The organism is Jeotgalibacillus sp. 10bf12, from assembly GCF_055597105.1.
On the sequence record NZ_CP200276.1, the window covers coordinates 106,346 to 126,115 of the forward strand.

At 41.8% G+C, this 19,770-nt stretch carries 21 protein-coding genes; 10 read left to right on the forward strand and 11 right to left on the reverse strand.

Features of this window, described 5'->3' with window-relative positions; translation table 11 throughout:
* Nucleotides 1–10: 10 nt before the first annotated feature.
* Nucleotides 11–808: a 3D domain-containing protein gene (locus tag DH10bf12_RS00455; RefSeq protein WP_471736667.1), complete on the forward strand. Its 798-nt coding sequence runs from the start codon at nt 11–13 to the stop codon at nt 806–808.
* 51 nt (nt 809–859) lie between these two features.
* Here the strand turns inward: DH10bf12_RS00455 and DH10bf12_RS00460 are convergent, their stop codons facing one another.
* From DH10bf12_RS00460 to DH10bf12_RS00470, 3 genes are all read right to left on the reverse strand, one after another.
* A complete protein-coding gene (locus DH10bf12_RS00460; protein ID WP_471736668.1) occupies nt 860–2,089 on the reverse strand; it encodes an S-layer homology domain-containing protein in 1,230 nt (409 codons plus the stop codon).
* 223 nt (nt 2,090–2,312) lie between these two features.
* A complete protein-coding gene (locus tag DH10bf12_RS00465; RefSeq protein WP_471736669.1) occupies nt 2,313–3,365 on the reverse strand; it encodes an S-layer homology domain-containing protein in 1,053 nt (350 codons plus the stop codon).
* A 179-nt stretch (nt 3,366–3,544) separates the two neighbouring features.
* On the reverse strand, nt 3,545–4,399 hold the full coding sequence (locus tag DH10bf12_RS00470; RefSeq protein WP_471736670.1) for an STAS domain-containing protein: 855 nt from the start codon (nt 4,397–4,399) through the stop codon (nt 3,545–3,547).
* A 249-nt stretch (nt 4,400–4,648) separates the two neighbouring features.
* Here DH10bf12_RS00470 and DH10bf12_RS00475 point away from each other — a divergent pair, with 249 nt between their 5' ends.
* Together DH10bf12_RS00475 and DH10bf12_RS00480 are read left to right on the forward strand one after the other, a co-directional pair.
* Entirely contained in the window at nt 4,649–4,804 is a 156-nt protein-coding gene (locus DH10bf12_RS00475; protein WP_471736671.1) for a hypothetical protein, read from the forward strand.
* A gap of 38 nt (nt 4,805–4,842) precedes the next feature.
* Nucleotides 4,843–5,034, forward strand: coding sequence for a hypothetical protein (locus DH10bf12_RS00480; RefSeq protein ID WP_471736672.1), 192 nt, complete (start codon nt 4,843–4,845; stop codon nt 5,032–5,034).
* 43 nt (nt 5,035–5,077) lie between these two features.
* Here DH10bf12_RS00480 and DH10bf12_RS00485 read toward each other — a convergent pair whose 3' ends face one another.
* On the reverse strand, nt 5,078–5,590 hold the full coding sequence (locus DH10bf12_RS00485) for a hypothetical protein (protein WP_471736673.1): 513 nt from the start codon (nt 5,588–5,590) through the stop codon (nt 5,078–5,080).
* A gap of 227 nt (nt 5,591–5,817) precedes the next feature.
* Between DH10bf12_RS00485 and DH10bf12_RS00490 the strand changes: the two genes are divergently transcribed.
* Complete coding sequence (locus tag DH10bf12_RS00490; protein WP_471736674.1) at nt 5,818–6,696, forward strand: hypothetical protein; 879 nt, start codon at nt 5,818–5,820, stop codon at nt 6,694–6,696.
* Between the two features lie 135 nt (nt 6,697–6,831).
* Here the strand turns inward: DH10bf12_RS00490 and DH10bf12_RS00495 are convergent, their stop codons facing one another.
* The 3 genes from DH10bf12_RS00495 to DH10bf12_RS00505 all read right to left on the reverse strand — a co-directional run bounded on the left by DH10bf12_RS00495 (nt 6,832) and on the right by DH10bf12_RS00505 (nt 7,681).
* Complete coding sequence (locus tag DH10bf12_RS00495) at nt 6,832–6,972, reverse strand: hypothetical protein (protein ID WP_471736675.1); 141 nt, start codon at nt 6,970–6,972, stop codon at nt 6,832–6,834.
* A 32-nt stretch (nt 6,973–7,004) separates the two neighbouring features.
* Nucleotides 7,005–7,454 carry a hypothetical protein gene (locus DH10bf12_RS00500; RefSeq protein ID WP_471736676.1) on the reverse strand — a complete coding sequence of 150 codons (450 nt, stop codon included), beginning with the start codon at nt 7,452–7,454 and terminating at the stop codon, nt 7,005–7,007.
* Nucleotides 7,455–7,543: 89 nt separating this feature from the next.
* Nucleotides 7,544–7,681 (reverse strand): hypothetical protein, encoded by a 138-nt coding sequence (locus DH10bf12_RS00505; protein WP_471736677.1) that lies wholly within the window; start codon nt 7,679–7,681, stop codon nt 7,544–7,546.
* A 176-nt stretch (nt 7,682–7,857) separates the two neighbouring features.
* Here DH10bf12_RS00505 and DH10bf12_RS00510 point away from each other — a divergent pair, with 176 nt between their 5' ends.
* From DH10bf12_RS00510 to DH10bf12_RS00520, 3 genes are all read left to right on the forward strand, one after another.
* Nucleotides 7,858–8,277 (forward strand): helix-turn-helix domain-containing protein, encoded by a 420-nt coding sequence (locus DH10bf12_RS00510; protein ID WP_471736678.1) that lies wholly within the window; start codon nt 7,858–7,860, stop codon nt 8,275–8,277.
* Between the two features lie 158 nt (nt 8,278–8,435).
* Nucleotides 8,436–9,101, forward strand: a complete 666-nt coding sequence (locus DH10bf12_RS00515) for a hypothetical protein (protein WP_471736679.1) — start codon at nt 8,436–8,438, stop codon at nt 9,099–9,101.
* A gap of 15 nt (nt 9,102–9,116) precedes the next feature.
* The gene (locus tag DH10bf12_RS00520) at nt 9,117–10,394 is read left to right on the forward strand and encodes a permuted SH3 domain-containing protein (protein WP_471736680.1); all 1,278 of its coding nucleotides are present in this window, start codon (nt 9,117–9,119) and stop codon (nt 10,392–10,394) included.
* Between the two features lie 317 nt (nt 10,395–10,711).
* Here the strand turns inward: DH10bf12_RS00520 and DH10bf12_RS00525 are convergent, their stop codons facing one another.
* A complete protein-coding gene (locus tag DH10bf12_RS00525; RefSeq protein ID WP_471736681.1) occupies nt 10,712–11,695 on the reverse strand; it encodes a nuclease-related domain-containing protein in 984 nt (327 codons plus the stop codon).
* 362 nt (nt 11,696–12,057) lie between these two features.
* On the opposite strand from DH10bf12_RS00525, the gene DH10bf12_RS00530 reads away from it, so the two are divergent.
* Together DH10bf12_RS00530 and DH10bf12_RS00535 are read left to right on the forward strand one after the other, a co-directional pair.
* A complete protein-coding gene (locus tag DH10bf12_RS00530; protein ID WP_471736682.1) occupies nt 12,058–13,593 on the forward strand; it encodes an SWIM zinc finger family protein in 1,536 nt (511 codons plus the stop codon).
* Complete coding sequence (locus DH10bf12_RS00535; protein ID WP_471736683.1) at nt 13,580–16,375, forward strand: DEAD/DEAH box helicase; 2,796 nt, start codon at nt 13,580–13,582, stop codon at nt 16,373–16,375. The genes DH10bf12_RS00530 and DH10bf12_RS00535 overlap by 14 nt, the downstream gene beginning before the upstream one ends.
* Before the next feature lie 290 nt (nt 16,376–16,665).
* On the opposite strand, the gene DH10bf12_RS00540 is transcribed toward DH10bf12_RS00535, so the two are convergent.
* Together DH10bf12_RS00540 and DH10bf12_RS00545 are read right to left on the reverse strand one after the other, a co-directional pair.
* On the reverse strand, nt 16,666–17,910 hold the full coding sequence (locus tag DH10bf12_RS00540; RefSeq protein WP_471736684.1) for an IS256 family transposase: 1,245 nt from the start codon (nt 17,908–17,910) through the stop codon (nt 16,666–16,668).
* A 39-nt stretch (nt 17,911–17,949) separates the two neighbouring features.
* Complete coding sequence (locus DH10bf12_RS00545; RefSeq protein WP_471736685.1) at nt 17,950–18,351, reverse strand: single-stranded DNA-binding protein; 402 nt, start codon at nt 18,349–18,351, stop codon at nt 17,950–17,952.
* 242 nt (nt 18,352–18,593) lie between these two features.
* Between DH10bf12_RS00545 and DH10bf12_RS00550 the strand changes: the two genes are divergently transcribed.
* Nucleotides 18,594–19,019 (forward strand): YwpF family protein, encoded by a 426-nt coding sequence (locus DH10bf12_RS00550; RefSeq protein ID WP_471736686.1) that lies wholly within the window; start codon nt 18,594–18,596, stop codon nt 19,017–19,019.
* A gap of 81 nt (nt 19,020–19,100) precedes the next feature.
* Here the strand turns inward: DH10bf12_RS00550 and DH10bf12_RS00555 are convergent, their stop codons facing one another.
* Complete coding sequence (locus DH10bf12_RS00555) at nt 19,101–19,391, reverse strand: hypothetical protein (RefSeq protein WP_471736687.1); 291 nt, start codon at nt 19,389–19,391, stop codon at nt 19,101–19,103.
* Between the last annotated feature and the right edge of the window lie 379 nt (nt 19,392–19,770).

Genomic DNA, 19,770 nt, shown 5'->3' on the forward strand with positions numbered 1-19,770 from the left:
TAATTCAATCATGAAAAAACAAATCGTTGCACTAACCGCAATCGCAGCATTGTCTACAGGCGCAGCAGCGTCAGCATCAGCAGCAGATTACTCAGTCAAAAAAGGTGACACTCTTTGGAGCATCTCTCAAAATAATAATGTAACAGTAGAACAGATTCAGAAGTGGAATAATCTTTCTTCTACTTTAATTTTCCCGGAACAAACACTTAAGGTATCTGGTGAAGCAGAAGCTACAACTTCAAACGACACTTATACAGTAGTGAAAGGCGACACACTTTATAAGATCGCAACTGAACACGGAATTTCTGTAGGTGAACTTATGAGCTGGAATGGCCTTTCAAGTGACCTAATTTTCCCTGGACAGGAATTCTCAGTAGTTGGACAGGCAGCGGCACCTGCTCAAGCAGCAGCGCCAGCGCAAGAACAGCCAGCTGAAGAAACAGCTCAGGACTCAGGTCAAACTCAGTCAACTGAAGGTGTAGAAGGAACTGGTGGCGAAGCACCATCATCTGAAGCAGCTCAGGAAATGACAGTTACAGCTACAGCATACACTGCATATTGCACAGGCTGCTCTGGTATCACAGCAACAGGAATTGACCTGCGCTCAAATCCTAACCAGAAAGTAATCGCAGTAGACCCTAACGTTATCCCGCTTGGTTCACGTGTATGGGTTGAAGGTTATGGCGAAGCGATCGCTGGAGACACTGGCGGCGCAATCAAAGGGAGTAAAATCGATCTATTTATCCCTTCTCAACAAGACGCACTTAACTATGGCGTTCAAACAGTAGATATTAAAATCCTAGACTAATAGGTTAACCATATATAAAGCCACTGTTCAGCTGAACAGTGGCTTTATTTTTTATTGCAACAGCCCGAAGCTTTTATCCACTTCTACCTCTAGATACTCCCTATTCGTATTAATTCCAATTTTATAAACATTGGCGTCCTCTTTAATCAATTCAACGTTCGTCACATTGTTAAATGCATTTTTCCGGTAAACAGATTCTACATAATTAAGTGATTCATTTGTTGACAGGTTAAGAATATCAGAATCTTTTTCAAAATATTCTTTGTCGTATTGGTTAACCTTCCATTTGTCATTATCTTTTACAATACCGAGAGTATACTTTGTAATTGGGGTAAGCGGGTTCCCTGGTTCAACATACTCTATCATCACTTTATTGTTAGTATTCTCCAGAACCTTGTAGTTAATCTTATGCCCCAGTGCTGCATCATATACAATACTGTCACAGTTTCTGCAATGTTCATCATAATTCTTTTCAACATCAGGCTCTAAGCCTGATGTTACATGCTTAAGCATTTCTTCTTTAAAGTCTTTAAAAGGAACACGCTCTTCTGAGATATCATTTAACTCTAAATAATAATAAAATGTATTTTGCATTTCTTTGACAACACCTCTGACTAATACAAAAGCTTTTTCATTCTCTATCTCATGATTCTGATAAAACCGATCCGTAAAAGTTGCCATTTGATACCTCGGAACTTTTTGATCAGGAGAAAAAGTTGTATCAGATGTACCATTCGTTATTCCTGTGTTTACTAATGCTTTTACATAGGGGGCAGCCCAATGACCCTCACCTACGTCATCGAATCCTGTTTCATTGTCACTAAGTTCATAAGGAATATCAAATGCAGTTACAATTATTTTTGCTGCCTCTGCTCTTGTTAATACGTTATTCGATTTATACGTCCCACCTGGATAGCCATTCACAATGTTCAGCTCAGATGCCAATGTAATATAGTCATGTCCCCAAAAAGTCTCTTTTACATCTGAATACTTGCTCAGTTCCTGTGTAGCTTCAGGATAGCCAAGTGCTGTAGTAAGCATTTTTGCAGCCTGAGCTCTGCTTACGAAATCAAAGGGTCTGATTTCTACTTTTCCCGTGTCTTCATCCGTTGCATAACCTGAAAAAATGTCCTCATGATATGTACGTTCAAGAATTTCAAAATTAGGATCATTTTCTTTTACATCTTTGAAAGGGTTGCTTGCTTCCGACGTGTACGCAATACCTGTTGATAACACCATAGTTCCTGCAATAGCTACTAATCTTTTACCAAATTTATTCATCAAATTCCCCCTTTTTAAACATTATATCCATATTTTATGAAGATTAGTATAATAATTTAAAAAATTCGTAATCTTTTTGTAATATATATGTATAAAATTAGATTTTTTTAGTTAATCCACTTTATGTTTGAATTGTAATCGAAATAGGATATTTAGGGATTAACATAAAAACCCCTGTTACGGTTTCATAACAGGGGTTTTCCATATTTAATCAAACATATATTTATTCTTTTATTTCGATTAATTCTACTGGGAAGTAACCAGTAGCAGGAGGGACAGATTTAACTAATCCAATTCCAGGAGCAAAATAATCTGTATATCCATTACTTTTTTGAACTTTAACTACATTTGAAAAAGTCCCGGCAGAAGTCCTGACAGTGCTATTTAAATCTGTGATCTCCATTTTAACTGCATTTTCATCAATCCATTTGTGACCCACTTTAATTGGATAACCAAGCGTAAAATTAAAGACCAGTTGCGGTCTTGAAAAAACGACACCGTTTTGTGTTTCTACAAATGACTCTTCTTTGGAGATCATTACTTCTCCTGCATGATTATAAACTGTTTTTAACCATAACTGATCACGAGAATGGGAAAACACAATTTTGTCATCGCCTGATTTGTAAACTAATTGTTTTGTAAGTTCAGGCAAGTAACTGATATTTGAAGCTTTATTTTTAAATTGGTCATCTAACAGGCGTGCCATAAATACTGCGAAGTGTTGCCTCGACAAGGAGTCATTCGGTTTGAATTCACTATCTTCGTGCCCAATCGTAATGTTAGCAGTAGCCAATCTATTTACATAATGATTTGCCCAATGAACCATGTTTACATCAATAAATGAAATACCCTGATTCTCAATTAAATCATAGCCTTCAACCATTATTTTAGCCATTTCTGCCCTGGTAAGTGACCCTGTTGGATTAAAATACAGTGAGCCGTCATACGATTCAATACCATTAATGAAGCCTAGTTCCACAGCTTTAGCCACTTTTTTATAACCATAATCCCCAGGCTTCATATCAGTGAAGCCAGGATCAGGAGCAGAAAAATCGGCAATATTCATTTCACGCAAAATCATTTCTACTGCATGTACGCGCTGAATATGATCTTTCGGCCTAAAAGTCCCATCAGTATGCCCTTGAATAATCTCAAGTTCTGTTAAGTAATTTATTTCTTTTTGAAATAAAGACACATCTTTAAATTCTGCTTCTGCAATTGAGGGAATAGTTAGAAACAAAACAAAAGGAAGAAATGTAAAAATAATTTTTTTCATCAAAGACCTCCAATTTAAGTTCTATAGCAACTCTAACATATTTAACGGTCATTTTTGAGTGAATTAAATATTCTGATGGGATTAAGATTCTTTCCCTATCTTACAGATAAATAAAAAAGCCCCTATATGATGCCTGAAGTTGATTCAGACATCATATATAGGCAGTACAAAATTATAATTTATACGTGGCTATTGATTAATTTCTCAAACCCAATCTCTTTTAAAGCAGATTTCAATGTTGCGTATGATGGAATATCTGAAAAATTAAGACCTAACTGTACAATTGTCTGGGCCATTTCAGGTGAGATGCCTGAAATTTTTGGCTTTACTCCAATTAGTTTTAATGAATCGATCACCTGGAACAGCTTATGCGCAACAAATGTATCAACCATCGCCACACCGGACAGGTCAATCACGAACTCACTCACATTCAGCTCGAGGCACTTAGTCAGTGATTCTTCCATAATCAGCTTCGCACGATGGGTATCAATTGTCCCTACAAGCGGCAATACAGCGACTCCGGCATCAATCGGAACAACAGGTACTGACATTTCAAGCATCTGCTCCTGGGATGCCTGAAGCGACTTTGTCTGGACCTCTACAAATGGCAGGCAGAAATAATATACGACATCATCAACAGTGCGGTCGAGTACCGATAGAACTTCATATAATTCAGACAGTGAATAATCGTATGTAATTGCTGTTTCTTTGATAATATCGCCGATCGCTGCACGGTATTCAGGAACTTCTTTTAACATGGAATCAAGCGAGATACCCATTTCTGCGCATGCCTGTCCGGTTTTTGTTCCCCAGTTTTCAATCCGGCTTTCACGCTCATCTTTTGACAACGATAACGCTTCACCGTATAGCGTAACAAGCTCAATACGGAATTCCAGGAGATTATCTGAAAAGGCTTCAAGTCTTTCGTAGCGTTTATTCTGTTTTTCGGTAATGGATTTTGCCAGATCAATTCTATGATCTAAAATGGTTTCGGTTAAATTGTTTAAGGTTGGTTGAAGATGTGTGTCAGCCATTGCGGACCCCTTTCTGACAGTAAAAATATTCATAAATCAACTTTTAATAGGTTAGCTTAAAAATTATACCCTTTTTTTAAAAAGATAAACATATTTCGGAATGTTTTTTTACTGTAACAGATTCAGCAGGGATTTTGTCGTTTTTTGTCTTTATATATTATTTATGTAACAAGGTGATTAAGAAATGATGATTTTATTGATTGAGGGTATTTGAGGGCGTAAGATGTTGTCAAAGGGAGGCGAAACCTGATGCAAAAAGAAATTCTTTTCGAGTCTGATGAACAGCATTTCTACATACAGTCAATGCAGCCTTCAAATGTTCGAAATGTAAGTATAACAGGCACAGTTCCAGGTTCAAGAATTGGCTTTAGTATTGATGAAAAAAAATGTAAACCACTTCAATAGCTTTTGACATCATAGAGATTTACAGGAGGTGTGATTCGGTGAAGCTCCATAATCTGGCCAGCGCATTAATCGCTATTTTACTTATTTCTTATATCGGGCTGAAGGTTTTCACTGACATGTTCCAGACATCTTTCAACGAATCATTTTTGATTGAATTTGTGATGATTGTTGGGATGATCGGCTTCGCAACCTATTTAAGCTGGAAGTCACAAGAGAAAGAACATTATTAATAGAAGAAACAGAGGCTGCAGTTCAACATGAACTGCAGATTTTTTATGTGGTATGAAGCGGCAGGTCATGCAGCTTCCTCGGTAAAAGAACAATCGGAATTTCCTTTATCTCATCTCCATAAATCCCCGTCATCTGCTCATCCAGTTCACTGAAGAGCTTTTCAAACCATTCCTGCACCTTTTCATCTGCAAATACCTGATCAACAAAAAATTCAATGGATGATGTATTATTTTTTCGCTGAAACAGTTCAATGTCAGAGATCGACTCATACAGACCGAGTGCTTTCAGACGCTTTGTATAAAATTTCAGCACAACGCCATCAATCTGATTTTCCTTCATTTTCTGCGAATCACCCTCGTATTTTACAACGGCGATATCCTTTTCAAATTCAGGATTACCCTCTCTTTCGACCAAATAATCCGGCAACGCAAATACGGCCTCTGTCACATCCTGATCTTTATAAAACTGGTGGTCATCCACCGTCAATTTGTTGTCACGAAGCCTTTTACAGATTTCCATAAATAGGACTTTTCCCATTGGGTCGAGCAACATCATAACCTCTCCCCTTTCATTAAATGTTTCTTGTACTATGACCGCTTTTACTATTTTCTAAACACTGTATAGAGAAATGGTATTTTGAGCATGCTTTTAAAGGGGTGTTTTCACTAAAAAGTGCAGCATTTAAAAATATATTCTCAATAAAGAACAAAAGTGTTGTTTTAATCCGATAAAAGAACTATAATTATCATACAAAGAGAGATAAAACTTTAGGAGGCGGTAAAATGGGTCAGGAAACATATCAGTTGAGTGTTCGTTATAAAGATTTTGAATACGCAGTATCAGGTGACCGGTCATTTGTGGATGAGCATGAAAAAGTGGTGCAGTCCTACCTCTCAAAAATGATGAAAGAGGATTTAAAGCCAGCCGCAGGAAGACGGGGGAAGATTTCTAACACATTTGAAGTTGAGAAGAGCACTCCTGAAGCGCCTAAACCTCTGTCTCCGTCTAATGCTGGCGAAAAACCGGATATTCAAAAGTTTCTTGAAAAGCTCCCCCTCAATTCAGAGTGGCAATTTACTCTCGCCATGGCCTACTACCTGTCAAACTTTAAACAGCAGCCCTCCTTCACTGCAAAAATGGTGCGTAAACAATTCCGTGAAGCGCGCCATAGTGTCCCTAACAACATTCACCTTAGCGTGCATACTTGTGTAAAGAAAGGTTATCTGCAGGAAGCAGGACAGCAGGATCTTCAGAAAATATACGAAGTTACTGAATCAGGTTTTGCTTATCTCGATACTTTACTCTCAAGTACATCAGGTGAATCGCCCCCAATTGATACTCAACCTGATGAAATAGAGCTGGGTGAATTCAACTTTGAGAACAATCCTGACCCGCGCATGCTCGAGCGTGTAGAAGATCAGGCACTAAGTATTCTTTACATTTATATGAAGGAATTTGATCAGGCACATATGTCTGCAAAAGAAGTGTATGATGTGCTGAAAAAGTATTTTGCTACTGAATATTCGTCTAAAGCAATCCAGATCGCACTCAGCCGCTCACGACCACTCGTCGAAAAAATCAAACATGAAGGTCAGATGCATTATCAACTGACTGGTAAAGGGATTGATCATATGGAGACTCTGCTTGGGAATCAGGTTTAGGCATGTGTTGATATAACAGTAAAGTTGCTACTACGCATTAGTCAGGGTTGATTGAACGCAACACACTTACGATTGTGAACCCTGATAATCTAAGGCATCAAAACGTAAAAAGAGCTCCACTCAGGGAAGCTCTTTTTACGTTGCATCAGATGTATTTAATTGTGAAGCAAGCCACTGCACCATTTGTTCTGCTGTCAGCTCTTCTTTTTCACCTTTTGTGTGTGCTTCTTTTAGAATAGTTGATAGATGATTGCTTGTTAATTGTTCCATTGCCATAATAATCGCTCCGATATGTGTTTTTTTGTATATTACCTTCTTTCTCTCCACACTAAACCTGACCAGATGATTCGTTCTTCATTCGGCAGGTAGGGTTGATTTTGTTGAACAGACGGCCGGGAGTAGTTAAATGCATAGCTCAAGACGCTGCTTAATGAGCGCTGACAATAGGCTTCGTCGTGTGGGAAGGTAAAAATGATTGTACGGGTTTTAATATTGCATGAGATGTTAATGTTAAAGGACGATTTTCCGCGAAGTGTGATCGTGAAGTTGGTTAGATGTGGTGCAGATTGTTGCTCGTAAAACTCACATGATTCAATAAAGACTTTTCGTTCGCTGTAAAACAGTTGATACAGCTGTCTGAAAAAGTTGTAATGCGGAAGCCGCTCGAAATCCTGTACGGTTTCATATACATAGAAATCGTTTAAAATTTTGTTCAGGTTTTTCGGCAGCTTTTCAAATCGAAATGTGTAATTGTTCATAAAATCCTCCAAAATTCATGATGGCAGCTTCTACAAAGGCACTCCGACGCTATGCGGGAGCTGAGATTTTATGAAATGACCGTTTCTCTCTATACTTGCTTTTCTGTTATTAAAAATTGTTCTTCTACCCATTTTAAAAAGTCAATTTCCTCCGGCTTCAATGCTCTGGACAGTTTTTCCTCAAATTCAATACTCGTTTCACGCACCCAATTATGAAAAGAATCCATTCCCATATCCTCCATTTATCAGAAAATTACTAATTTATTGTATTTTATAATTTCTTATTATACTAGATAATACACGATATGTTAATCAAAATTAATTAACATATCGTGTATTATTATTTTTAAACCTTCAGAGACCGATATTGTAAAAGTATTCGGAAATGAAGAAGGTGAATACAATGTCAGTTGCACATATGCTGAAGTACTATCGTGAAGAGATTGTAGAGATTAGTCAAAAAGATGCTGCCTATCAATTAAATATCCTTCCCTCCACACTATCTAATTATGAAAACGGTATTCGTCAGCTTCCGATCGATATTCTCCGTAAAATGAAAGACATATACAAAATCGATAATGATACTTTTATGGCACTTGTATTATATGAAACAACTGATAAAGAAGTAATAAAAGAAGCAAAATATGAAATTACCCAAAAAGTATTGAAAGCTGAGGATCAGCAGTTAGTAGACTTTTTAAGGGAAAATCCTTTATTGCTTAATGAAATACGTACGCTGTCCCAAATGCCCGTTAACAGGCAAAAAAATAGTGTCGATTTATTTATCAGCCTGATGAAGGTCGCAAAAACGCATATCAAGTAAACTGTTGTCATGTAAGTGGCAGCAGTTTTTTTATCGAAGGCAGTTCATCGATGTAAAATTTAACAAGGAACAATTAATTTCAAATAACTTCAAGCAGTGACAAGATCAGTGTTTTTCTTTACAATAGAGAAAGCGATGACTTTTCGGGAGGTTTAAGGATGCGGTTTGGTTTACGCGAGGGACTAAAAGCCCCCGTCAGAATGATAGATTTTGTATCAGATAGCTCCACTGATCTACATATTAAACGTTATATTACCGCTGCTTTTATTGCAGGATTATTTTTATACGGCTTTGGCGCCCTAATTGGGATGGGCACTCAGGAGTGGGCCGGGAATTTTGTCACTTTTTACGGACTAGAATATGATTTGCAAAGATTTTATTTCCTCTTGGGCAGTCTGGCTCAGGGATTTTTGTATGTATTGATCATTTTACTGTTACCAGCGGTCTTTAACTGGTTAATCGCAAAACAGGTTACATTCAAACAAGCGCTCGCCTTATCTTTTTTCCCAGTGGTGATTCTTTTACTTGAACGGTTAAGCTTTATTGCTTTAATCGTATGGCAGGGCATCGACTGGTATTCTTCACCATTCGCCTGGGGTGTAATTGGACAATTATTTATTGATCACGCATGGATTATCTATTTTCTGGGAACCATTTCACTTTTTAAATTCTGGGTCATTTACTGGCAGTTCATGACACTGCGTAAATTGACGAATTTGAGAAGATGGGCTGCTTTTCTCATTATCTTAATTTTCAACATTTTGTTCTGGAGCGCAACAGCTACACTCGAGTGGCTTCCGTTCTATCAATATTTATTTTTATAAGGGAGGCTGGCAATTGTGAGTAATGGGAGTAAATGGCTGATCAGCGTTCTCGCAGTAATTTTTGTCGGCGTGAACCTTTTCTTCATTAAACATGACTTACTGCTCGTGGACAGAACGTCAATTGTACACGACCAGAAAACGACTCAAAATGAAACGGTAGAAGAAATAATGGTTAAAAATGGTGTTGTGCAAACTGCACTTGAAGAAAAAGTGTATTTTTCCGAGCAGCTTGGCATGTTCACACAGTTTTTAGTTGAAGAAGGCGATCAGGTTTCTCCCGGGACACCACTGTATGAGTATACAGTGACAGACCTTGAAGAACAGCGCCTTGTATTCGAATCAGAAATACAACAGCTTGATGGGGAGATTGATGCAGTAGAATCATACATAACAGAACTGGAGTCCATTGAACGCCAAATCGCTTCATCTACTTCGTCATCATCAGCAAGCGCAAGTCCATCAAGCTCTATAAATGATGAACAACTGCTCATTACTGTGGAACTTGAAGTTGGTATTGACGTATCAGATGCGACCGTTGCTCAGACACGTTCACTGATCAACCAGCAGATTGGTGAGCAGGAAGCAGACATTGAGCGCCTCGAAGCTGAGCGTGAAAAGTATGTAAGTCTTGCTGACGGATTACTGAATAGCCCTGTTGTTACAGTGGCGAGTGAATATGAAGGGCAGATTGCAAGTCTTGCTGAAGACATCAGTCACCCGCTGATGACCATCTACACTGATACACTGGCTTCTCACGCTAAGCTGACTGATGAAGAGGCAAAGCTGGTACTTGAAGGTATGCAGACACGCGTCACCTCACCTGTTGCAGCATCAATTGGTGATGGAACTGTGTCATCTAACCCTCTTATTCCTGAACAGGAGCCTCAGCTCAATGACAAAAGTCAGTATCCCGTTGATATTGATTTACTTACAGCTGCTGAAGACTGGTTTGTCGGACAGCATGTTGTAAATGAAATCATACTGGATACAGCAGCAAATGCTGTGACAATGCCCGTAATCGGACTGAACAACTCGACAGTTTATGTAATGAATGAGCTTGGACTCGTTGAACCGCGAATGGTTGAACTCGGTATACTGGACGGCGACCGTCAGCAGATTATAAGTGAACTGGAAGCCGGCGAATGGGTAGTCGTTGATCCGGAACAGGTTGAACGAAACAACATGCCTTATATTACCCCAATGAAATTTAACCGCCTGACATTTGATAACTTAGGTTATACAGATGAACGGAACAATTGGAAATATGTGCTGTTAGGTGCATTGCCGAATTGATTTTGTGGAAGCCTCGCTGATGCGGGGCTTTTTTTGGTGGTTGGTGGCGGGGGGCCAGGGCGACGGGTCAAGGCGGGGTGGGCGAGGCGTTGGGGGTGGTGACGCGTCCGGGCGAGGCTTAATTAAGTCACCTTTTGGGATTTATCTATCACCTTTGCGCTTAATTCGCATAACCTTTTTGCTTTTTCAACCTTGATGGTTGCAGGAGCTGATTATTTGGATCACCTTTATCATTTTATCTATCACCTTTTCTCTGTTTTCGATCACTTTTTACTTTTTTCCACCCAGCCCCTCTTCATGTCCCTGGGAAATCATCGTCACTCTGCTTCTGGCGTTTCTTTACTATCCAGCCTTTTCCGGTAATATCTTGTTCCTTTAGTCAATCCGGTTTTGTGTAAATCCGCTTTTCTTGCCACTCTATTCATGGCCTGTGTGGATAGGTCTCCAAGGAATTTTCTTAACTCTTTATTTCTGATCCCCTCACCCATTAACAAAAACGCTTCTTCAAGTGCAGATTCAACTATTTGAAATCCGCTGAACGAACAATTTGTACAGGTCCATTTCATACTTCGTTGGACGATTGCAAACTGCTCGCAAGATGGGCAGCACATCCCTGTGAGTAAAGTCTTTATACTGAAGCCAAAACGTCCGAACCAATCGACTGCAAGTTCTTCATGGGCAGCAGCCATCAGCTCGGCAATGACCCTGATTTGTTTAGAAGCGTATTTTTTCGAAGATAAATGATCTAATTCCTGATAGACTGCATAAGGGATCGAAGATGATGGATGAACATTTTCAAGCAACTCCGGTGATTCTGCTTTCAGGATTGATCGCGGGTTGCTCATGATAATCAGCGGGACAATTGGCATTTTCAAATTAAAATTCCGCCTGATCCATTTTTCAAGATGATCTTTTTGCAGTTTAACCTGAGTATGAAAGCTTTTCTGAGCAGAGGTTTGATCATTGATTGTTTTTAATACCTGATCATACGATGATCTGATTTCAATTGTTCCAGCTAAATTTTTTACTTCGAGAATAAAGATTGCTTTACTAAATATCAGCATCGTATCAATCTGAAAATAGAAATCCCCATTTTTCAAACGGATGTTGTAAAGCACCAGTGGCGCAGGATCCAGGTGCGGAATGTAATAATCAGAACTTTTTTCACCCTGAAAGCCTGCGATCTGCTTGTACAATTCCTCCTCAACCAGCTGCTTTTTCGGATGGAAATCGGGCATTCTGCGCGCTATGCATTGTAAAGTTTTAATATAAAGAGGCATTTCTCGTTTTTTAATGATCATGGTTTCAGCTCTTTTCTTTTGGTTTTTGTTGGAATGCCGGGAGCGGAATGTGCCTTGCCGTTGTGCTGGTTAATTCGATCACCTTTTGTCGTATATCGATCACCTCCCACGTTTATTACGACACCTTTTTGTTTTTTCTCCTTCTGGAGCCCGAGCACACGGTTTTTAAGGCAGCTCCGGCGATATATCTATCACCTTTTCGCTTTTTTCCATCACCTTTTCTTTTTTTCGCAGCCAGCACCCAGCACCCACGCACCCGCTTCTTCACCCCACCAAACCCTTTTCACCCTCCCCCTTCGTTTTTTAGCAAAAGTACGGTATAATAAAAGATACGTTTTTTTTCGAAAAGGTGGAGATGGTGAATGCAAACGCAATTGCTTGCAGATGGAATGGAGCGGCTTGAGCAGCGGATGTTCAGGCAGTTTTCGCCTGCTGATCAGGCTGATGAACGTCTTGTGCAGAAAGGATTGTTTTTATATAGGCAGGGCACGGTGTATGAGATGGGGTTTGATGCGAATAATCAGATGCTGAGGGCGAAAGTCCGTGATGTGCATGGTGTGAGCGTGCGTATTTCACTGAATCCGGATAAGGGAAGCAGCTGCAGCTGTCCTGAAGAGCCGTGGTGCCGCCACCGGATGGCTGCGTTTTTTAAGTTTTATCAGCAGAATGCGAGTGTGAGTCAGTGGATTCAGACGTGGCGTAATCAGAAGCAGGATGCCTCTGTCCGGGCACAAAAATCTCCTGAAGCATGGCGCAGAATGGCTGAGACGACTGCTGCTTTAATGCCGCTTGAGAAGATTCAGGAAGATTCTTATTTGATGGAGCATTATATTCAAGCGGGCTATCGTAAGTTTCAGGAGCATGCACCGGTTGAGAAGGAATGGGCTCCTTTATATATGCTGTATGTTTCGTTTTATTATTATCATTATCTGGCTGATAAAGTGGATCAGGATTCTGCGGATATTACGCGTGGGCTTGAGACGGTCATGGAGGCGATGCAGAAGGCTTTGTATGATCTGACTGTGTATGCGCATCCGTTTTCGTTTGATCCGTTTTTCAAGGAGCTTAAGGCCGATACGTCGGTACTGCTTGAGAGAAAGGATCCGCTCAGCTTTTCAGTATACGGCATGATGTGGTTTCAGCTGTTTACAAAGCGCCGCGACCGTGAGCTTGAGGCTGAACGTTTAGCTAAAATAGACCAGTCGGATGAAACGCAGCTGGCTCAGACGATTTTTGCGCTGCTCAGACAGGATGATGATTTTGAGGAGCAGTTTGCGGCATCTTCAGAGCTTGCCGTACCTCATGCAGTGCAGTGGCTTGAGTGGCTGCTGCGTGAGGATGAGATTGACCGCTCAGTCAGGGTTTTAAAAGCGATGCAGAAAAAGCTGGATCTTTATTTAGCACGCATGGAGAATCATTCGGATAGACGGTCTTTTGCGCTGTGGCTGATTCATAAAATTGAGGGTGAGCAGCTGAGACTGCATGTGCCTGATGTGACAATTAAATTGTATGAGAAGCTGCTGCCATACAGCGCGCGGCACTTGGGTGCTGTGATGCTTGATGCGGGGAAATATAAAGAATGGGTAGAGCTGGTTCACTGGATTGACTTTACGCCTGAGGAGCTTGAAGCTGCAGGTTTGAAAAAGCTGATGGAGCGTAAGCCTGAGTTTGCTGCCCCCCTTTTACATCAATGGGTGGAGAGTCTGATTCAGAAAAGGCAGCGTGAGACGTATAAAAAAGCTGTCCGCTATTTGAAAAAGCTGAAGAAAATTTACCAGGGCTTAAATGAAGAGCCGCGTTTCGAATTATATCTGGAGCAGCTGATCGACCGTTACAGACGGCTGCGTGCGTTTAGAGAAGAGTGTGAGAGGGGGAAATTGATTCATGGAAAAGATTGATGTGCTGCCGCTTTCTGACGGTTATTTCTCGATCAGGGTTATAAATGAAGACGGTGAAATGATTGACCCTGTACGCTGGCAGTACAACCTGCTTTTATGGCATAAGGAATCATTTCATGGCACTTCCCTTCCAAACCTTAGCGGCATTCCGGCTGACAGCATTGCGCTTGACAGCTGGGCAGTGCTGACATTGTTTGCGCAGCCTGAGTTCCATGGCCGTGTGAGCTATGAATTGTCTGAGCAGGGTGATTTTATGTATGATGCCGCTCCCCTTTTATACGAATGGATTACTGAAGGAAAGTGGCTTGCTGAGTGGAATCATGAGGCTGAAGGTGAGACATTTGAAATGAAGCTTGGGAATGAATTCTGGAGCGAGTGGGCGGATATGTCCTACAGCGGAGAGGCGGCGGATGCGGATCAGAAAAAGTTTTTGAATGAGTGGTATGAGCATGCAATTACGTCATTTTTTGATCACCATCCGAGAAGCTCTAACCTTGCAGAGCGTCTTTTTAACAAAGGGCACGTGCTGACGGCTGAGGATCTGGCTGCTTATTTTGATGAAAAGAAGTGGCAGATGTGGGTTGAGCAGAAGGACCTTGAGCTGCCTTACCGCTTTGGACTGCGCCTTGAAGAGCCGGAATCTGAAGAACAACCATGGCGGATGCAGCCGTTTCTGCGTGACAGCAGGCGTGCTGACTGGACGTATGACCTGGATTTATCAAAGCCGTTATCCACTTCCCTTCCTAAAAGGTGGCTGGATGAAGAGGCTGCGATTTCCCAGGAGCTTGATCGCTGGGTGAAGCTGCTTCCCTATTTAAAAGAAGACGATAAGTGGCAGCTTGAAATGGCTGAAGAGCGCGCTTGGCTCTTTTTAACAGAGGGCAGTGAAAAGCTTCTTGCACTTGATGTAGAGATCCTGCTTCCTGCATGGTGGCGTTCGATTCAGAAGTCGAATGTGGCGCTGAAAGCTTCTGTTAAAGGTGATCACAGCTATCGTCCGTCGTTTGTCGGCCTTGATTCACTGGTTGATTATGACTGGAAAATTTCCGTTAACGGACAGGAGCTGTCAGATGATGAATTTCAGTCGCTTGTAGAGGAAAAACGCCGTTTTGTTCAGTTAAATGGTGAATGGGTAGCGCTTGATCCTGCGATGATCGCGCGGATTCAGCAGGCGATGCAGGCTGCGAAAAAGAATGGCATCAGTATGCAGGATCTGCTTGATGATCATTTAAATGAAGAAGAGGATGACAGTGCGGATGATCTGCGGATTCAGTTTGAGCTGAACCGCTCGATGAAGTCGATGATGGAAAAGCTTAATGACACAGGAAAAATCCCGCTCCTCCCTACCCCTGATACGCTTCAGGGTGAACTGAGACCGTATCAGCAGCAGGGATATAGCTGGATGAGTTTTCTGCGTGCCAACCGTTTTGGCGCATGTCTGGCAGATGATATGGGACTTGGCAAAACAATTCAGCTGATCAGTTACATGCAGCATGTCAAACAGACTGAATCACCTGAGCAGCCATTCCTGATTATTAGTCCAACCTCTGTTCTTGGGAACTGGCAGCGTGAAATTGAACGCTTCGCACCGGAGCTTGAAGTGCAGCTTCATTACGGACCGGTGCGTGCAAAGGGTGAGGATTTCGCGGCATCTATCGCCAAAGCGGACGTCGTGCTCACCTCTTACGGCCTCTGCCACGCTGATCAGGAGGAACTGTCAGCTGTACAATGGGCGGCAGTTGCGCTGGATGAGGCACAGAATATTAAAAACCCGTTCACAAAACAGTCGAGGGCGATCCGCAGCCTGAATGGGCAGCACCATCTTGCCCTGACCGGTACGCCAATGGAAAACAGACTGTCTGAGCTATGGGCGATATTTGATTTTATTAATCACGGCTACCTTGGCTCACTTGGTGCATTTAGAAAAGACTTCATTGCACCGATTGAACGTGATGGATCACAGGAGCTCACATTGAAGCTGCAGAAACGGATTCGTCCATTCCTGCTGCGCCGGACAAAGGTGGACCCTGCAGTTGGACTGAACCTCCCTTCTAAAATTGAACAGAAGGAATTCTGTCCGTTAACATCTGAGCAGGCGTCTCTTTATGAGCAGCTCGTTCAGGATACGCTTGAAAAGATCCCGCAGCTCTCAGGCATTGAGCGTAAAGGGATGGTCCTTCAAATGCTGAACAAGCTGAAGCAGCTATGTGACCACCCTGCCCTTTATCTGCAGGAAGAGTCACCTGCTGACATTGTCGCACGCTCTGAAAAGATGGATAAGCTGATGGATCTTGTGGAGCAAATATTAGAAGCCCGTGAAGGCACGATTATTTTTACGCAGTATATTTCAATGGGCCGCATGATTCAGGATGTGCTGCAGAAACAATACGGCTTTAAAGTGCCTTTCCTGAATGGTTCAACACCAAAGGCAACGCGCGATCAGCTGGTTGAGCAATTTCAGGCAGGCGAATTCCCTGTATTCATTTTAAGTCTGAAAGCAGGCGGTACAGGTCTGACGCTGACTGCAGCCAATCACGTCATTCACTATGACCGCTGGTGGAACCCTGCCGTTGAAAATCAGGCGACTGATCGTGCTTACCGGATCGGCCAGACAAGGTTTGTCCATGTGCATAAATTTATATCTTCAGGAACGATTGAAGAGAAAATTGATAAGATGCTCGAGAAAAAGCAGTCACTGAACGAAGATATTATTCGTGGCGATCAGTGGATTACTGAGCTTTCAAATGAAGAGCTTGAGGATCTGCTTGTTTTAAATACGTGAAGAAAACCGTCTGACTTATAGTAGTCAGGCGGTTTTTTATGCTTCTATGTAAGCATATGAAATCGGGGAAGGTCTCGAGGATGTGTGCAGAAGCTTTTGAATGCTGCAGCCCCGGCAATGGGGAAGGTTTGGCGGGCACTGCAGCATTCAGCTGCCTGTTGGAGCGGAGCCTTGGCTTGATTAGCTGTTTACCTGATGGTTTCTAAATGGATATCCGGGGACGGAGCGGCGTTTTGCGGAATGGGTTGTTCGAATGGACCGGGGCTTGTCAAATAAACTGTGTAAGTTTCTTACTCCAGGTACTTGGCAGCCCTCGCCTGTAGGCTTTCATTGATCAATAGCTGATTTAATACTTGGGCCCAGTTAGGAACGAATCCAGTTGACCATTTCACTTCTAATTCTCTAATTCGTAAAAAGAGTAGTTTTAATAAAGCATTCTCATGGGGGAATGCTCCTTTTTTAGTGACTTTTCTAAAGCTGGAGTGAACACTTTCGACCGCGTTGGTGGTGTACATGATTCTTCGAATCGCACTTCCATAATCAAAGAGCTGTTCAACATGTAGAATGTTTCTTCTCCAGACATCAATGGCACCAGGATATTGTGTCCACTGCTTTTCAAATTCCTCAAAGGCTTTACGGGAAGCTTTCAAATTCGGAGCACCATACACTGTTTTAAGAGACTTGGTAAAAGCCCGGTAATCTTTATAGGGCACATAACGCACAGAGTTGCGTATTAAATGAACAATACATCGCTGAACCACGACCTCTGGGAATATAGCTCTTGCGCCTTCTTCTAATCCACTGACACCATCCATCGAAATGAAAAAGATGTCTTCAACGCCTCGGGACTTAATCTCATCAAAGATCTGCATCCATTTGTGTTTACTTTCTGTCTCGTTTAACCACAAACCCAAGATCTCTTTTTTACCTTCGATTGTATAACCGAGAATCGTATAAACGGCATACTTTCTCGTCTCGTGGTGGTTACGAATGGTGGTATACATACAGTCTACAAATAAAAATGAATAACAGCTTTGAAGTGGGCGAAATTGCCACTCTTCAAGATCTGGCATAACACTGTCTGTGATGTCTGAGACCATCTCGTGAGAGATAGAAAAGCCGTAGATCTCCTCAATTGTAGATGAGATATCACGTTGTGACATACCTCGTGCATACATCGAGATCACCTTATCCTCCATCTCAGAGAGATTCTTTTTACGCTTTGGGACTAGTAGAGGTTCAAATGATCCATCTCGATCACGTGGCACTTGAATATCCAGTTCACCAGAACTCGTTTGAAGCGTCTTTTTCCCATAACCATTTCTTCTGTTGAGTGATTCTTTCTCTTCTTTACTGTTGGACTGGTAACCTAGATGGTGATTCATCTCGCCTTTTAGCATAGATTCAAACATTGGACCAAAGATGTCTTTAAGAGCTTCCTGCATATCTTGTACGGATTCAGGTTCATACGTCTCTAGTATCTGTTTGGCCAACTCACTCGCTTTAGCATTTCGATCCTTTTTCACCATACCCATCCTCCTCCAACCATATGAAATTATCTTAGCAATAAAAAACTAAACTGCGAAGTAAAAGTCGTACGCACTCTTACTTACACAGTTTAGTTTACAAGGCCATGGACCGGGGTCATCTGATCTCCTTTTGCGGTCCATAAATCTGACAGTGTCCACATAAACTTCTGTCGTATATTGCCTGATACCGTCTTCTCTTTCATAAGACCGTGACTGAATGCTGCCGACTATACCTACTAGTGAACCTTTTTCACAATAGGCTGAGGTGTTTTGTGCGTTCCGATTCCAGATCGTGCATCTGATGAAATCCGCTTCAAACTCTCCTGCCTGATTTTTAAAAGGCCGGTTGACTGCGAGTGTGATATTCAGGACCTGTCTGTTTCCTGCAATTTCTTTCAGCTCAGGATCCTTCGTCAGCCTGCCTACCAATGTGACCTGGTTGATCATGTTTATCCTCCTTTCCTATGGGATGAATCCATCATATCCGGTGTCTAAATTGTTGTAAAACATGGAAATATTCATTTTGCTGTCGATTTTAAAGGGGAAAAGTTCATTTTCTTCTAAGGGTAAATTTCACTTTTAGATGACATTATTCCCCGGGAAATGAACTAATGTATTATTTTCTGATTTTTTTGTAAAAATATCTGTTGTGCTATAATGAGCATAAAAGTAACAGGGGGATGGATTGTATGAAGACATTTAAACTGATGAAAATTCAGATCGTTGAAGATGAAGCAATCCGTAATTTCAAGCTTCACGACGGTTTGATCATTAATAAAGAAGATGAGCATCAGACATGGATATTAGAAGCTTTTTTAGACGGATCTGAAACGGAGTATTTCCAGCGCCTTCAGCAGAGCGATCAGGATATCGAGGTGCTTGCAGTCATTTCCAATGAAAAAAATGATCCTGCCGGACTATTTGCAACGGTGCATGAAGTGAAACCGATTGGGGATAAGGTCAGTGTCCTGTTCTCAGCGCATATGAGAAATCAGCGAAATGAATATGCTGAGGACTTGCTTTCTTACATATTGTCCCAGAAGGATATTTCGGGTGATGAGCTGCTGGCTGAGTTTAAGCAGCAGATGCTTGAGAAGCCGCGGATTAAAAAGTAGGGGTCCCAATTACAATACATTGACTTTAATAAAAACTGTTCACTCCCACAGCTTTGGCTGAGGGAGTGAACAGTTTTTTCATTACTCGTCGCGTTTATCGCGGTCTTCACGGTCGACCTCATCTTCAATGATATCTTCCCGGTTAGTGTTGTCACCGTTCATATCATTGTTGTTACGGTCGCCGTCCATGCCCCAGTCGTCGTCAACGCGATTGTTGTTGTTATCCATTGTATTGTTATCACGATTGTCGTTCATCGGGTTTTCCAGCGCACCGTTGTTATTGTCGCCCGACATCCCGTCGTCCATGTTACAGCCTACCATGAGTGCTGCTGCAAGTAATGAACCTGTAGCCATTTTGATGTATTTGTTCATAATAATTCCTCTCCTTTTTTTGGGGTGACCAATCAAGGTCTGTCGATAGTTTCCCCGGAGAGAGGTGAAATATGTACGCGTACGCAAAATGAGGATGAGACAACTTTTGTCTCATCCTCATAACCGTTTCGCTGCGCTCCAGGCGCCTAGCCCTTCGGGTCATAAGCCACACTGAGAAAATGGGAAAGGTCACCCATTTCTCTCAGTGCGTCTTATGCTTGTCAGGTCTGAGCAAGGCGCTTACGCTTTCCTATTTTGTCCAGCTTCAGGCGCTAGCTCCTCGGGTCATAAGCCACGCATCGGTAAACGGGAAAAGCGCCCGTTTTCCGCTACGCGTCTTATGCCTGTCAGAGCTGAACGAGCGCCTTACGCTTTTTTA

Bases quoted from the DNA above. Each gene is read 5' to 3' on its own strand.
- DH10bf12_RS00455 (WP_471736667.1), top strand. From the start codon at position 11: ATGAAAAAACAAATCGTTGCACTAACCGCAATCGCAGCATTGTCTACA.
- DH10bf12_RS00460 (WP_471736668.1), bottom strand. From the start codon at position 2,089: ATGAATAAATTTGGTAAAAGATTAGTAGCTATTGCAGGAACTATGGTG.
- DH10bf12_RS00465 (WP_471736669.1), bottom strand. From the start codon at position 3,365: ATGAAAAAAATTATTTTTACATTTCTTCCTTTTGTTTTGTTTCTAACT.
- DH10bf12_RS00470 (WP_471736670.1), bottom strand. From the start codon at position 4,399: ATGGCTGACACACATCTTCAACCAACCTTAAACAATTTAACCGAAACC.
- DH10bf12_RS00475 (WP_471736671.1), top strand. From the start codon at position 4,649: ATGCAAAAAGAAATTCTTTTCGAGTCTGATGAACAGCATTTCTACATA.
- DH10bf12_RS00485 (WP_471736673.1), bottom strand. From the start codon at position 5,590: ATGATGTTGCTCGACCCAATGGGAAAAGTCCTATTTATGGAAATCTGT.
- DH10bf12_RS00490 (WP_471736674.1), top strand. From the start codon at position 5,818: ATGGGTCAGGAAACATATCAGTTGAGTGTTCGTTATAAAGATTTTGAA.
- DH10bf12_RS00495 (WP_471736675.1), bottom strand. From the start codon at position 6,972: ATGGCAATGGAACAATTAACAAGCAATCATCTATCAACTATTCTAAAA.
- DH10bf12_RS00500 (WP_471736676.1), bottom strand. From the start codon at position 7,454: ATGAACAATTACACATTTCGATTTGAAAAGCTGCCGAAAAACCTGAAC.
- DH10bf12_RS00505 (WP_471736677.1), bottom strand. From the start codon at position 7,681: ATGGATTCTTTTCATAATTGGGTGCGTGAAACGAGTATTGAATTTGAG.
- DH10bf12_RS00510 (WP_471736678.1), top strand. From the start codon at position 7,858: ATGTCAGTTGCACATATGCTGAAGTACTATCGTGAAGAGATTGTAGAG.
- DH10bf12_RS00515 (WP_471736679.1), top strand. From the start codon at position 8,436: ATGCGGTTTGGTTTACGCGAGGGACTAAAAGCCCCCGTCAGAATGATA.
- DH10bf12_RS00525 (WP_471736681.1), bottom strand. From the start codon at position 11,695: ATGATCATTAAAAAACGAGAAATGCCTCTTTATATTAAAACTTTACAA.
- DH10bf12_RS00530 (WP_471736682.1), top strand. From the start codon at position 12,058: ATGCAAACGCAATTGCTTGCAGATGGAATGGAGCGGCTTGAGCAGCGG.
- DH10bf12_RS00535 (WP_471736683.1), top strand. From the start codon at position 13,580: ATGGAAAAGATTGATGTGCTGCCGCTTTCTGACGGTTATTTCTCGATC.
- DH10bf12_RS00540 (WP_471736684.1), bottom strand. From the start codon at position 17,910: ATGGGTATGGTGAAAAAGGATCGAAATGCTAAAGCGAGTGAGTTGGCC.
- DH10bf12_RS00545 (WP_471736685.1), bottom strand. From the start codon at position 18,351: ATGATCAACCAGGTCACATTGGTAGGCAGGCTGACGAAGGATCCTGAG.
- DH10bf12_RS00550 (WP_471736686.1), top strand. From the start codon at position 18,594: ATGAAGACATTTAAACTGATGAAAATTCAGATCGTTGAAGATGAAGCA.
- DH10bf12_RS00555 (WP_471736687.1), bottom strand. From the start codon at position 19,391: ATGAACAAATACATCAAAATGGCTACAGGTTCATTACTTGCAGCAGCA.